The organism is Serratia sp. C2(1) (assembly GCF_036352655.1).
Classification (GTDB): Bacteria; Pseudomonadota; Gammaproteobacteria; order Enterobacterales; family Enterobacteriaceae; genus Serratia; species Serratia inhibens.
Window position 1 is genome coordinate 3,092,679 of the sequence record NZ_JAZFBA010000001.1, and the last position, 12,900, is coordinate 3,105,578.

Consider the following 12,900-nt stretch of genomic DNA (forward strand, 5'->3'; position numbering starts at 1 on the left):
TAAACGTAAAAAAGCCACGGACAAGTCCGTGGCCCTAGACTAAGCCGGGGGATTATTGGTGCGCGGTCACTTCAGAACGCGTACAAACCCGGTCATAAATCGCGACCAACACCAGCATCAGCAGAGAAGGCGACAGCCATGCCAGCCCCTGCGCAGCCAATGGCAGGTGATTGGTCCACTCCGGCAACAGGTGCTGGAAGGTGGATGCTTTCACCGCGTCAAGGATACCAAACAACAGACTGACCAGCATCACCGGCGCCACGATGCGCGTCGCGCTGTTCCACCAACGCAGGGTGAAGCTCAAGACCACCAGCACGATACACGGCGGGTAAATCGCGGTCAGTACCGGGATAGAGATCTGGATCAGATGGCTCAGGCCCAGGTTGGAAACCACCATCGAGAACAGGCCCAGAATAAACACCAGCGTCTTGTAAGAGAACGGCAGGTACTGAGCAAAGAACTCGGCGCAGGCACAGGTCAGGCCTACCGCAGTCACCATACAGGCGATGAAGATCAGCGCCGCCAGGAAGAAGCTGCCCAATCCACCGAAGGTGTTTTGCACATAAGCGTGCAGGATTACCGCGCCGTTGGTCGCGTCCGGCACCAGCACGCCGCTGCCGGAACCCAGCTTGAACAGGCTCAGGTAAACCAGCGTCAGGCCCACGCCGGCGATCAGGCCGGCCAAAATAGTGTAACGCGTCAGCAGGCCGGCATCTTTCACGCCGCGGGAACGCGCAGCGTTAACGATGACGATGCCGAACACCAGCGCGCCCAGCGTATCCATGGTCAGATAGCCGTTAACGAAGCCGGAAGAGAAAGGAACGTGCTGATAAATTTCGGTTGCCGGGATAGGCGTGCCCGCCGGCCAAACCAGCGCAGCGATGCCGAGTGCGCCGAGCGCAACGATTTTCAGCGGAGCCAGCACGTGGCCCACGGTATCGAGCAGGCGGCCCGGATAGAGAGAAATGCCGATGACCAGCGCGAAATACACCAGGCTGTAGATAAACAGCGGCATGGCGCCGTCACCGGTCAGGGGGGCAATGCCCACTTCAAAGGACACGGTCGCGGTACGCGGGGTGGCGAACAGCGGGCCAACCGCCAGATAGCAGACCGTCGCCAGCAGCAAACCGGCGCTGCGGCCAATCGGGGAGCTAAGGGCGTCGATACCGCCGCCGACGCGCGCCAGGGCGATCACGGTTATCACCGGCAAACCGACAGCGGTAATCAGGAAGCCGATTGCTGCGGTCCAGACGTGCTCACCGGACTGTAAACCGACCATCGGCGGGAAAATGATGTTCCCGGCGCCGACAAATAAGGCAAAGGTCATAAAACCCAGTGCCATAATATCTTTTGACGTTAAACGATGACTCATAAGATGTCGTGTTGCCTGTTCAAATGAAAAAAAGTACCCGATATCGTGGGGGCGTTACGCCACCACCCGGTTGCCGGCTTGCCCTTTCATCGCAAGATCAATAAGAGCAGAAAACGCATAACGTCCGGCGTTTTGTCCTTATTCGAAATAGACCACTCATGATGATGGGCAGAGTTTTAGGAGTTATAAATGGAGGTTTAGTCCGACAACGGGGGCTAAGTTAAACGTTTATAGCGTTGAAAGGCAAGACGTACGACAAAAACCAGAGCTATCGACCAGATAATCTTTTGTCACCAGTCGATCATAGTGGCTATCAATAAATATACACTACATGATTTGTATCATTTTTGAGCGACGCATTCACAAACCGTGAAACATCCGGCTTAAGACCGCGCGAAAACGCCAATAAAAGGTCGGTTTCCGCGTGGTCTGAACGGCTTATTGGGACTTACCAAACCTCTCGGGCAATATTCACCACGCTTTGCAGTTTATTCCACTGCTGCTGCTCGCTCAGGCTATTGCCCTCTTCGGTCGAGGCAAACCCGCACTGGGTGCTGAGGCACAGCTGACGGCGATCGACGAACTGCGCAGCCTCCTCGAGGCGCTGTTTCACCTGTTCCTGATCCTCCAGCTCACCGTTTTTGGTAGTGATCAGGCCCAGCACTACCTGCTGTTTACCGGGTTTGATAAAGCGCAGCGGCTCGAAACCACCGGAGCGCTCGTTATCGTATTCCAGGAAGAAAGCGTCGATATTCACCTGGCCGAACAGGATTTCCGCCACGGGCTCGTAACCGCCTTCGGAGATCCAGGTTGAGCGGAAATTACCGCGACACACGTGCAAGCCGATAGTCAGATCGTCCGGCTTGCCGGCGATCGCCGCGTTCAGCACGTCGGCATAGATCTTCGCCAGACGATCCGGATCTTCACCGCGCTCGCGGATCTGCCGCCGTTGATCGTCCGAGCACAGATAAGCCCAGACAGTGTCATCCAGTTGCAGATAGCGGCAGCCGGCATCATAAAACGCCTTGATCGCATCACGGTAAGTCTGCGCCAAATCGTCAAAATAGGCGTTCAGATCCGGGTAAACCTGGCTGTCGATCGCCTTGCGCCCGCCGCGGAAGTGCAACACGCTCGGGCTGGGAATGGTCATTTTCGGCACCGCATCGCCGGCCGTGGCCTTCAGGAAACGAAAATCCGCCAGCATCGGGTGCTGGGGGTTAAAACCCACTTTGCCGACCACTTTGATGCTGCGCGCCCGGGTTTGCACGCCGTTGAACTGGATCCCCTGCTCCGCATCATAGCCTTCCACGCCGTCCAGCCCTTCCAGGAAGTCGAAGTGCCACCACGCGCGACGGAATTCGCCGTCCGTCACCACCGCCAAACCAAGGTCTTTCTGTTTTGCCACCGCCAGACGAATCTGCTCGTCTTCAACCGCCCGCAATCGGGCGGCGTCGATTTCGCCTTGCTGGAATTGCTGGCGAGCGGTTTTCAGTGCCGCAGGTCGCAACAGGCTGCCGACAACGTCAGCGTGAAAGGCGTGGTGGCAATCGCACATATTTTTAACTCCCGGTGACAGGCAAAGGATCGGGCCTCTTTGCTTCAATGATTGACAGTGTGAACTATTACGCCAGGTTATTATGGACATCCGGACGTCTAAATCCCTATTGAGAAGCATCCTGTCACGCCGATTGCCGGGCGGCAACGGAAGAATTTTCATTGGTATTGAGAGAAATTCATGTTGGGCGCCACTCGGCGCCCGTTGGCAGATTATTTCAGGCCCAACGCCAGGCGGGTTTTATGCAATGTGTCGGGTGGCAGCGGCAGGTAACCGTCATGATTGACCAGCTTTTGCCCGGTATCGGACAGCACGCGATCGAGAAATGCCGCAGTCAGCGGCTCCAGCGGTTGGTTGGGGGCCTTGTTGATGTAAATGTACAGATAGCGCGACAATGGATAGCTGCCGTTGCGCACGTTGGCGTCATTGGGGGTGATGTAGTTTTCGCCCGACTCCGCCAGTGCCAACAGCCGTACGCCGCTGGCGCGAAAGCCGATGCTGGCATAGCCAATGCTGTTCAGCGAACCGGCCACTGCCTGCACCACCGAAGCCGAACCGGGCAGCTCGTTGACCCGCGGCATAAAATCGCCGCCGCACAGCGCGCGCAGTTTGAAGTAGCCGTAGGTGCCGGAGGCGGAGTTTCGCCCGAAACGCTGCAGGTCGCGCTGTTGCCAACTGCCGGTCAACCCCAGTTCCCCCCAACGCATCAGCGGCCGGCTTTCGCCACAGCGCCGGGTGGAGGAGAAAATGCGATCGAGCTGCTGCAGGTTCAGGCCACGCAACGGGTTGTCCTGATGCACCAGCACCACCAGCGCATCTACCGCGACCGGCACGGCCAGCGGCGCATAGCCATAACGGTGTTCGAACGCCGACACTTCCGCCGCCTTCATCGGCCTGCTCATTGGCCCAAGCTGCGCCGCGCCCGCCGCCAACGCGGTCGGTGCGGTTGAAGAGCCGGCGGCCTGGATCTGCAGATTGACGTTAGGATAGTGCTGACTGAAGTCCTGCGCCCACAGCGCCATCAGGTTCGCCAGCGTATCGGAGCCGACGCTCGACAGGTTGCCGGACAACATACCGTCCGGCTGCGCCAGCGCGCCGCGGCTCGCCAGCAGCGCCAGGCACAGCAACAGCCATCGGGTCATTCGGATCATGCCAGCCTCTCGCGCGTTAATTTTTCACCGCATTCTCTGATAAAGCTGCGGGAACAATCAACCGGTTAGGCAAGGTAAAAATGAAACGGGTGCCGATCCCCTGTTCGCTGAGGATCTCCAGCCGCGCATCGTGGTGGCTGAGCGCATGCTTGACGATCGCCAGCCCAAGCCCGCTGCCGCCGGTCTGGCGTGAACGGGCTTTATCGACGCGGTAGAAACGCTCGGTCAGACGCGGAATATGTTCGGCGGCGATGCCCGGCCCATTGTCGCTGACCTGGAACTGCGCGCCGTTTGGCGTCTGTTGCCAGCTCACCTCAATATTGGTGCCCTTCGGCGTGTGATTGACGGCGTTATACACCAGATTCGACACCGCGCTGCGCAGTTGGTCATCGTTGCCGAATACCTTGAGCTGCTCGTTCACCCGGAAGGTAATCTCATGGTTGCCGCCGCTCAGCGACTGCGCCTCACGCTGCAACACCCGCAACATCAGCGGAATATCGACCCGCTCGTTCATATCGACGTTAGGTGCCGCCTCAATGCGCGACAGCGTCAGCAGCTGTTTGACCAGCCCGTCCATGCGCCGGGTCTGCTCCTGCATGGTGCCCAACGCCTTACCGCGCAGCGAGCCGTCCAGTTCCTCGTCGCTCATCATCTCCAGGTAGCCCTGCAATACCGTCAGCGGGGTACGCAACTCATGGCTGACGTTGGCGAAGAAGTTGCGGCGCGCGCCTTCCAGCTGGCGCATTTGGGTGACATCGCGCGCCACCATCAACAGTTGCCCTTCCGAATAGGGCATCACGCGGAACTCGACATAGTGCTCGTTATTGAGTTGCAGCGTCAGCGGCCGGGTGAACTCCTGCTGTTGCAGATAGTGGCTGAACTCCGGGTAACGCAGCAGGTTAAGGATATGTTGACCGTTGTCTTCCGGCCAGCGGAACCCCAGCAGATGCTGCGCCAACCCGTTGCACCAGAAGATATTGCCTTCGACGGTGGTCATCACCACCGCATCGGGCAGCGATTCTGCCCCGCTGCGAAAGCGTTTGATCAACAACGCCAGTTCACGGCGGCGGCGACGGTTGCGCTGTTGCATCTGGTACAGGCCGTAAAACAGCGGTTCCCAGCTCCAGCGCCCGGGTGGCGGCGTCATGCTGCGGTCGACCCACAGCCAGTGGGAAAGTTTGAGTTGGTTGTAGAAATTCCATACCAGCGCCGCCAGCACGGCGGCCAGCAGCAGCCAGGGCAGATAGCCGAAAATCAGCCCCAGCAACAAGGCAGGTAAACAGAAAAGAGCCAGCTCCAGGGCCAGCCTCTTCCACGACAGGCGTTCTAGCACAGCATATTCTCCAGCGCGACGCGATCAGTAACGCGTTGAGAATCGGTAGCCGGTGCCCCGAACGGTTTGAACCATTTTGTCATGACCGGTGGTCTCTAACGCCTTACGGAGCCGACGGATATGCACGTCAACGGTGCGGTCTTCCACATAAACGTTAGTGCCCCAGACGTGATTAAGCAACTGTTCACGGCTATAAACACGCTCCGGATGGGTCATAAAGAAATGCAGCAGTTTGAACTCGGTCGGCCCCATGTCCAGCGCCTGCTCATTAGCCATTACGCGATGCGAGGAAGGGTCCAGGCTCAGCCCCTGCATTTCAATCACTTCTTCCACCGCCATCGGTGAAATGCGGCGCATTACCGCCTTGATGCGCGCCACCAGCTCCTTCGGTGAGAACGGCTTGGTAATGTAATCGTCCGCTCCCACTTCCAGACCGCGCACCCGGTCTTCTTCTTCACCGCGTGCGGTCAGCATCATCACCGGAATATCGCGGGTCAGCGCTTCGCGCTTCATGTGTTTGATAAACTGGATACCGGAACCGCCGGGTAACATCCAGTCGAGCAACACCAAATCAGGGAACGGCTCAGACAGGCGCGTCACGGCGCTGTCATAATCTTCGGCTTCCAACGGTTGGTAACCATTCTGTTCCAACACAAAGCACACCATCTCACGGATCGGCGCTTCGTCTTCCACCACCAGTATGCGTCTTGCCATCGTCAATCCTGCCAATGTGTTAGCGATCTATTAGGCTGTGTCCCGCCATTGCTCGTGAGCCCCGCTGGCGGTCATTTAAGCGTGAAGCAAGGCGCGAACCGAGAGGTTTGGTGGCGCCAAATAAGCGGTGAGCAACGCAGCAGCACGCTTAAATGGCCCCAACCCGGAGGGGCGCGCCCCAAAAACCCGCTGCCTGCGTTGTCGGGTTCGAACATAGTCCCGCCATGTCCTTCACCCTCCGCCTTGACAGCGTGCTTTTGGGTCTGCGCCGGCGCCACGATCAATGGCGGGGCACAGCCTCATTGCGGGCGCCATTATGCGTCAGTTTTGTGACACTTTTATGAAAAAACCAGCCTGTTATAGCCAGTAAGCATAGCGATTATTTCCAGCTTCAAAGAAAAATCATTCAGTTGTCATAATGATTGCGTCACGACAGGAGAGTCTGCCCCCTTTATAATCACCGCCATGAGTTTATCGCCCCGGGAGTGTCATGCGCCTGATCCACACCTCTGACTGGCATCTTGGCCAGTACTTTTTCACCAAAAGCCGCGCCGCCGAGCACCAGGCTTTTTTACGCTGGCTGATCGAGCAAATAGAACAGCAACGGGTGGATGCGCTGATCGTCGCCGGGGATCTGTTCGATACCGGCTCGCCGCCAAGCTACGCCCGCGAGCTGTATAACCGTTTTGTGGTCGAGTTGCAGCGCACCGGCTGCCAGTTGGTGGTGCTGGGCGGTAACCATGACTCCGTGGCAACCCTGAATGAATCGCGTGAATTGCTTTCTTGCCTGAATACCACGGTGATCGCCAACGCCCAAAGCGACATCGGGCAGCAAATCCTGGTGCTTAACCAGCGCGATGGCCGGCCGGGTGCGGTGTTGTGCGCCATCCCGTTCCTGCGCCCACGCGATCTGATCACCAGCCGCGCCGGCGAATCGGGCGGGCAAAAACAGCAGGCGTTGCAAGAGGCGATCGCGGAACACTATCAACAGCTTTACCAGGCCGCCTGCGCACGCCGCGATGAACTGGGGCTAACCTTGCCGATTGTCGCCACCGGCCACCTGACCACCGTGGGGGTTACCACCTCCGATTCGGTGCGCGACATTTACATCGGCACGCTGGATGCCTTTCCGGCGCAGGCGTTTCCGCCGGCCGATTACATTGCGTTGGGGCATATTCACCGGGCGCAAAACGTCGCCAAATCCGAACATATCCGCTACAGCGGTTCGCCTATCCCGCTCAGTTTCGATGAGCTGGGCAAACCCAAGAGCGTGTTTATGGTGGATTTCGCCGAAGGCGCCCTGCAACAGGTCACCGCACTGGAAATCCCCAGCTTCCAGCCGATGCAACTGATCAAGGGCGATTTGACGCAGATCGAACAACAATTGCAACAGTTCGCCGATTATCAGGGGGAGCTGCCGGTATGGCTGGATATCGAAGTGGCCACGCAGGATTACCTCAGCGACATTCAGCGCCGTATCCAGCAGTTGGCGGATCAACTGCCGGTGGAGGTGGTATTGCTGCGCCGCAGTAAAGAGCAGCGCCGCAAGGCCCTTGAACGGCAGGACAAGGAAACGCTCAACGAACTGAGCGTCGATGAGGTCTTCGAGCGGCGGCTGGCGCAGGAGACGGAAATCACAGAGCCCCGTCAACAGCGAATGCGCCAAATGTTCCATCAGGTGGTCGAGGCCGTAAGGCATAACGACGAGGAGCCGACCCAATGAAAATCCTGAGCCTGCGGCTGAAGAACCTCAATTCATTGCAGGGCGAGTGGAAGATCGATTTCACCGCAGAGCCTTTTGCCAGCAATGGACTGTTCGCCATCACCGGGCCAACCGGCGCGGGCAAAACCACCCTGTTGGATGCCATTTGTCTGGCGCTCTACCACCAAACGCCGCGCCTTAACGTGACGCCGAGCCAGAATGAACTGATGACGCGCCACACCGCCGAATCGTTGGCGGAGGTCGAATTCGAGGTCAAGGGCGTCGGTTACCGCGCCTTCTGGAGCCAACGCCGCGCCAAAAACGCGCCGGACGGCAACCTGCAAGCGCCAAAGGTGGAACTGGCACTGCGTGAAGACGGTAAAATCCTGGCGGATAAAGTCCGCGACAAGCTGGATCTCACCGCCGCGATCACCGGGCTGGATTTCGGCCGCTTCACCAAATCGATGATGCTGTCCCAGGGGCAATTCGCCGCCTTCCTCAATGCCGATGCCAATGACCGGGCCGAACTGCTGGAAGAGCTGACCGGCACCGAGATCTACGGCCAGCTTTCCGAACGGGTTTTCGAACAGCACAAACAGGCCAAAGCCGATCTGGACGCCTTGCATCAACGCGCCAGCGGCATTGAGCTGCTGAATGACGAACAGCGTCAGCAGTTGGAGAGCCAGTTAGCTGAGCTGAGCGTGCAGGAAACCGCCCTCAGCGGGCAGGCCCGGCAACAGCAACAGGCGTTGAACTGGCTGCAACAGTGGCAGCAAACCCAGCACCAGCAGCAGGAATACCAACGCCAGTTGATCGCCGTGCAACAAGAGCAGGCGGCGGCCGAACCCCAGTTGCAACAGTTGGCGCGCAGCGAACCGGCGGAGAAACTGCGGCCGCTGCATAACGACCGTCACCGCTGCCGCAGTGAGCAGCAGGCGCTGCAACAGCAGATCGCCCAACTGGCGCAGCAGCAGGAACATCAGCTTGCGCAGATGACGCCATTGCAGCAGGCAGTGGAAAAAGCGCGCGCCGAGCAGCAGGCGCAGGCCGAGCGCCAGCAGATCCAGCAGCGGCTGATCGACGAGCAGATCGTCCCGCTCGACCACCAGATTGCTCAGTTGCAAAAAACGCAGACGGAATTGCAGCAGGCGTGCGACAACGCCGCACGGCAGTGCCATCAGCAGAAAACGGATCTGGAGCAGCTAAACGTTCAACGCAGCCAATTGACCGCACAGGCCGGGCAGCATCAGGAAAAGCTTAACGGCCTTAGTTCAGCACTGATGGCGCAGCAGCAACAGCAAAATGCGCTGGAAGCGCAGTCACCGCTGGCGGCGCTGCGCCGGCGTCAGGCCGCGTTGGCCGAGCTGCGTCCGGTGCGCCAGCAGCTGTTCACCCTCTCTTCGCTGTTCCGCCAGACCAGCGAGCGGCTTGAGCAACAACGCAAAGAGTTCACCGCTCGTCAGGCGCAGCTTGGCGAACATGAGCAACAGCTGGAAGAAACGCGGCGGCACTACAAGCAGCAAAAAGCGCATCAGTTGGACGTGGAAAAAGCCCTTGAGCTGGAGAAACGCATCGTCAGCCTGGAAGCCGAACGCGCGCTGCTGCAAAGCGGCGAGCCCTGCCCGCTGTGCGGCTCCGCCAGCCATCCGGCCATTGAGCAATATCAGGCGATAAAACCCTCCGAGACGGCACTGCGCCTGGCGGAAATGCGCGTCAAAACCGAGGCGCTGTACACCCAGGGCACCGAACTGCGCACCCGCTGCGAAAGCCTGAAAGAGCAGCAACAGCGCCAACAACAGCAAATAGCGCAGGACGAGCAGCAACTCGCCGCCCAGCGCCAACAGTGGCAAACCCTCAGCGCGCCGCTGGCGTTTGATTTCGAGCTGCAAGATGCCGAGCGCCTGAGCCAGTGGCTGAACGCCTGTGACAACGAAGAACGCCAGGGCCAGCAATCGCTGGCGCAGCACGAACAGGCAGCACAGGCGGTGCAGCAGGCGAAAGATGCCCTGGCCGAACTGCAGGCACAGCAACAACAGGCGCAACAGCAACAGGCGCTGCTGGACGAACGCTTCACCCTGCTGGAAAAAAACCACGCCGACGCGCAGCTGCAACAACAGCGCCTGCAGCAACAGTGGCAAGAGGGCGAGAAAACCCTGGGCGAACACCGCGCGCAACGGCTGGCACTGTTTGGCGAACAACAGATTCCGCAGGTGCGCGAACAGCTGCGTGCCCAACAGGCCGCCTGCGAGCAGGCCAGCCATCAGGCGGCGGAACAATGGCAGAAAGCCCAAGAGCAGCGCGATCGCCTGGCCGGCCAGCTTGCCGGCCTGCAACAGCAGCAACAACGGCAGAGTGAACGGTTGCAACAGGCGGAACAAACCTGGCTGGAAGCGCTGGCCGCCAGCGAATTCAGCGACGAAGCCGCATTCAGCGCCGCGCTGTTGGATGACGCACAGCGCCGGCAATTGCAGCAGCATAAAGAACGGTTGCACCAGCGGCAGGTGGAGGCCAGCGCCCTGCTGGCACAGGCGGCCCAGACGCTGGAACAACAGCGGCAACAGCGCCCGGAAGGGCTGGATGAAACCCAGGCCGACGCGCAAGCCCTGAGCCAGAGCCTGGAGGCGTTGGCGCAGCAGTTGAAAGCCTTGCAACTGCGCCAGGGCGAAGTACGCAACCAATTGGAAAGCGACGCCGCACGCCGTCTCAATCAGCAATCGCTGTTTGAACAAATCGGCCAGAGCCAGCAGCAGTACGACGACTGGAGCTACCTCAATCAACTGATCGGCTCCAAAGAGGGCGATAAATTCCGTAAGTTTGCTCAGGGGCTGACGTTGGATCATCTGGTGTACCTGGCCAATAACCAGCTTGGGCGGTTGCATGGGCGATACCTGTTGCAACGCAAAACCAGCGACGCGCTGGAACTGCAGGTGGTGGATACCTGGCAAGCGGACGCGCTGCGTGATACCCGCACCCTGTCCGGCGGCGAAAGTTTCCTGGTCAGCCTGGCCTTGGCGCTGGCGTTGTCTGACCTGGTCAGCCACAAAACCAGCATCGACTCGCTGTTCCTCGACGAAGGCTTCGGCACGTTGGATGCGGAAACCCTGGATACCGCGCTGGACGCGCTCGACAGCCTGAATGCTTCCGGTAAAACCATCGGCGTGATCAGCCATGTCGAAGCGATGAAAGAACGCATTCCGGTGCAGATTAAAGTGAAAAAGGTCAACGGACTGGGTATCAGCCGGCTGGAGCCGCAGTTTCGGCAGGAAAGTTAGGCCGCCGCTGACGCGGACTGAGGCCAAACCATCGCCGCCCCTTCACGGTCAATAAATCACCAGAAAAGCGCATTCTCGCCGCCTGACTGCTCATTTTTGGTGCGCAGTCAGGCGGTAAACCTCTCGGTTTGACAAGCAGCCGTTAGCGGCTCACCCACACCGGCGGGTGGGCATCGTCATGGCATAGAACCTGCAACGTTGCGGCTGGATACCTTTTATCAGCGCAGGCGGTTTTTTCGATCGGGAGAGCGACATGACAATGCAACTTAAACCTACCCTGGGTACCCTGCATCTTTGGGGCATTGCCGTCGGGCTGGTGATTTCCGGGGAATATTTTGGCTGGAGCTACGGCTGGGGCGTGGCGGGGACGCTCGGTTTCCTGATCACCACCCTGATGGTGGCGACCATGTACGGCTGTTTTATCTTCAGCTTTACCGAGCTGACCACCGCAATCCCTCACGCAGGCGGGCCTTTCGCCTACAGCCGCCGCGCCTTTGGCGAAACCGGCGGCCTGATCGCCGGGCTGGCGACGCTGGTGGAATTCGTGTTCGCGCCCCCGGCGATTGCCATGGCGATCGGGGCTTACCTCAACGTGCAATACCCGGCGCTCAACCCCAAGTGGGCGGCGGTGGGCGCCTACGCCATCTTTATGACGCTGAATATCCTCGGTGTGAAGCTGGCGGCGCTGTTCGAACTTTGCGTCACCGTGCTGGCGGTCTTTGAGCTGCTGGTGTTTATGGGCGTAGTGGCGCCCGGCTTTAGCTTCAGCAACTTCGTGCTCAACGGCTGGGCGGGCAGCGATCATTTCGGCAGCGCGGCGCTGTCCGGTATTTTCGCCGCCATTCCGTTCGCCATCTGGTTTTTCCTGGCCATCGAGGGCGCGGCAATGGCGGCGGAAGAAGCCAAGGATCCGAAACGCACCATTCCGCGCGCCTACATTTCCGGCATTCTGACGCTGGTGGTATTGGCGCTGGGTGTGATGCTGCTGGCCGGCGGCGCAGGCGACTGGAGTAAACTGTCGAACATCAACGATCCGTTGCCGCAGGCGATGAAAATGGTGGTAGGCGAAAACTCCGGCTGGATGCACATGCTGGTGTGGATTGGCCTGTTTGGATTGGTGGCCAGCTTCCACGGCATTATTCTCGGCTATTCGCGCCAGTTCTTCGCGCTGGCACGCGCCGGTTACCTGCCGACCTCGCTGGCCAAGCTGTCGCGCTTTCAGACCCCGCACCGGGCGATCCTGGCCGGCGGCGTGATCGGCATCGCCGCGATCTTCAGCGACGGCTGGATCAACCTGCAGGGCATGAGCCTTACTGCCGCCATGATCACCATGGCCGTCTTCGGTGCCATTGTGATGTACCTGATGAGCATGCTCAGCCTGTTCAAGCTGCGCCGCATTGCGCCGGAACTGGAGCGCAGCTTCATGGCGCCCGGCTATCCGCTGGTGCCGGCCATCGCGCTGGTACTGGCATTGGTGTGCCTGATCGCCATGCTATGGTTTAACCCGGTGATCGGCGGGGTGTTTATCGCCCTGATGGTCTGCGGTTATCTCTATTTCCTGCTGACCAAAACCCAGCGCCGCAACGCACCGCAGGACCTGATGCTGTCCGGCAGCGACTGAGAAATGTGACCGCGGCGGCACTCCCCGGCGAAAAGCGTTGAGCCGCCGCTGACAAGGGTTATGATGCTGCTGATAACAGGATTGCTACTGTATACCTAAGAATTGCAAGCTGCAGCCTTGCCCGATGACTCAGACTTATGCAGGCGCAGCATGCAGCCCCCGGCCAATTCAGGGGGAGAG

At 59.4% G+C, this 12,900-nt stretch carries 8 protein-coding genes; 3 read left to right on the forward strand and 5 right to left on the reverse strand.

Going from position 1 to position 12,900, the window contains the following annotated elements:
* Window positions 1-52 precede the first annotated feature (52 nt).
* From brnQ to phoB, 5 genes are all read right to left on the reverse strand, one after another.
* Window positions 53-1,372, reverse strand: a complete 1,320-nt coding sequence (gene brnQ / locus V2S86_RS14575; RefSeq protein ID WP_330762967.1) for a branched-chain amino acid transport system II carrier protein — start codon at window positions 1,370-1,372, stop codon at window positions 53-55.
* 448 nt (window positions 1,373-1,820) lie between these two features.
* Window positions 1,821-2,927: a cobalamin-independent methionine synthase II family protein gene (locus V2S86_RS14580; RefSeq protein WP_330762968.1), complete on the reverse strand. Its 1,107-nt coding sequence runs from the start codon at window positions 2,925-2,927 to the stop codon at window positions 1,821-1,823.
* 212 nt (window positions 2,928-3,139) lie between these two features.
* A complete protein-coding gene (locus V2S86_RS14585) occupies window positions 3,140-4,078 on the reverse strand; it encodes a PstS family phosphate ABC transporter substrate-binding protein (RefSeq protein WP_330762969.1) in 939 nt (312 codons plus the stop codon).
* 16 nt (window positions 4,079-4,094) lie between these two features.
* On the reverse strand, window positions 4,095-5,411 hold the full coding sequence (gene phoR, locus V2S86_RS14590; RefSeq protein WP_199636584.1) for a phosphate regulon sensor histidine kinase PhoR: 1,317 nt from the start codon (window positions 5,409-5,411) through the stop codon (window positions 4,095-4,097).
* 24 nt (window positions 5,412-5,435) lie between these two features.
* The gene (gene phoB / locus V2S86_RS14595; RefSeq protein WP_004949222.1) at window positions 5,436-6,125 is read right to left on the reverse strand and encodes a phosphate response regulator transcription factor PhoB; all 690 of its coding nucleotides are present in this window, start codon (window positions 6,123-6,125) and stop codon (window positions 5,436-5,438) included.
* Window positions 6,126-6,615: 490 nt separating this feature from the next.
* On the opposite strand from phoB, the gene sbcD reads away from it, so the two are divergent.
* The 3 genes from sbcD to eat all read left to right on the forward strand — a co-directional run bounded on the left by sbcD (window position 6,616) and on the right by eat (window position 12,720).
* A complete protein-coding gene (sbcD, locus tag V2S86_RS14600) occupies window positions 6,616-7,848 on the forward strand; it encodes an exonuclease subunit SbcD (RefSeq protein WP_330762970.1) in 1,233 nt (410 codons plus the stop codon).
* Window positions 7,845-11,099 carry an exonuclease subunit SbcC gene (gene sbcC / locus V2S86_RS14605; RefSeq protein WP_330762971.1) on the forward strand — a complete coding sequence of 1,085 codons (3,255 nt, stop codon included), beginning with the start codon at window positions 7,845-7,847 and terminating at the stop codon, window positions 11,097-11,099. The genes sbcD and sbcC overlap by 4 nt, the downstream gene beginning before the upstream one ends.
* Window positions 11,100-11,352: 253 nt before the next feature.
* The gene (gene eat, locus V2S86_RS14610; RefSeq protein ID WP_330762972.1) at window positions 11,353-12,720 is read left to right on the forward strand and encodes an ethanolamine permease; all 1,368 of its coding nucleotides are present in this window, start codon (window positions 11,353-11,355) and stop codon (window positions 12,718-12,720) included.
* Window positions 12,721-12,900: the final 180 nt, after the last annotated feature.

What these genes read in the sequence shown, in the direction of transcription:
- sbcD (WP_330762970.1), top strand. Translation starts at nt 6,616, where the DNA reads ATGCGCCTGATCCACACCTCTGACTGGCATCTTGGCCAGTACTTTTTC.
- phoB (WP_004949222.1), bottom strand. Translation starts at nt 6,125, where the DNA reads ATGGCAAGACGCATACTGGTGGTGGAAGACGAAGCGCCGATCCGTGAG.
- sbcC (WP_330762971.1), top strand. Translation starts at nt 7,845, where the DNA reads ATGAAAATCCTGAGCCTGCGGCTGAAGAACCTCAATTCATTGCAGGGC.
- V2S86_RS14585 (WP_330762969.1), bottom strand. Translation starts at nt 4,078, where the DNA reads ATGATCCGAATGACCCGATGGCTGTTGCTGTGCCTGGCGCTGCTGGCG.
- V2S86_RS14580 (WP_330762968.1), bottom strand. Translation starts at nt 2,927, where the DNA reads ATGTGCGATTGCCACCACGCCTTTCACGCTGACGTTGTCGGCAGCCTG.
- eat (WP_330762972.1), top strand. Translation starts at nt 11,353, where the DNA reads ATGACAATGCAACTTAAACCTACCCTGGGTACCCTGCATCTTTGGGGC.
- brnQ (WP_330762967.1), bottom strand. Translation starts at nt 1,372, where the DNA reads ATGAGTCATCGTTTAACGTCAAAAGATATTATGGCACTGGGTTTTATG.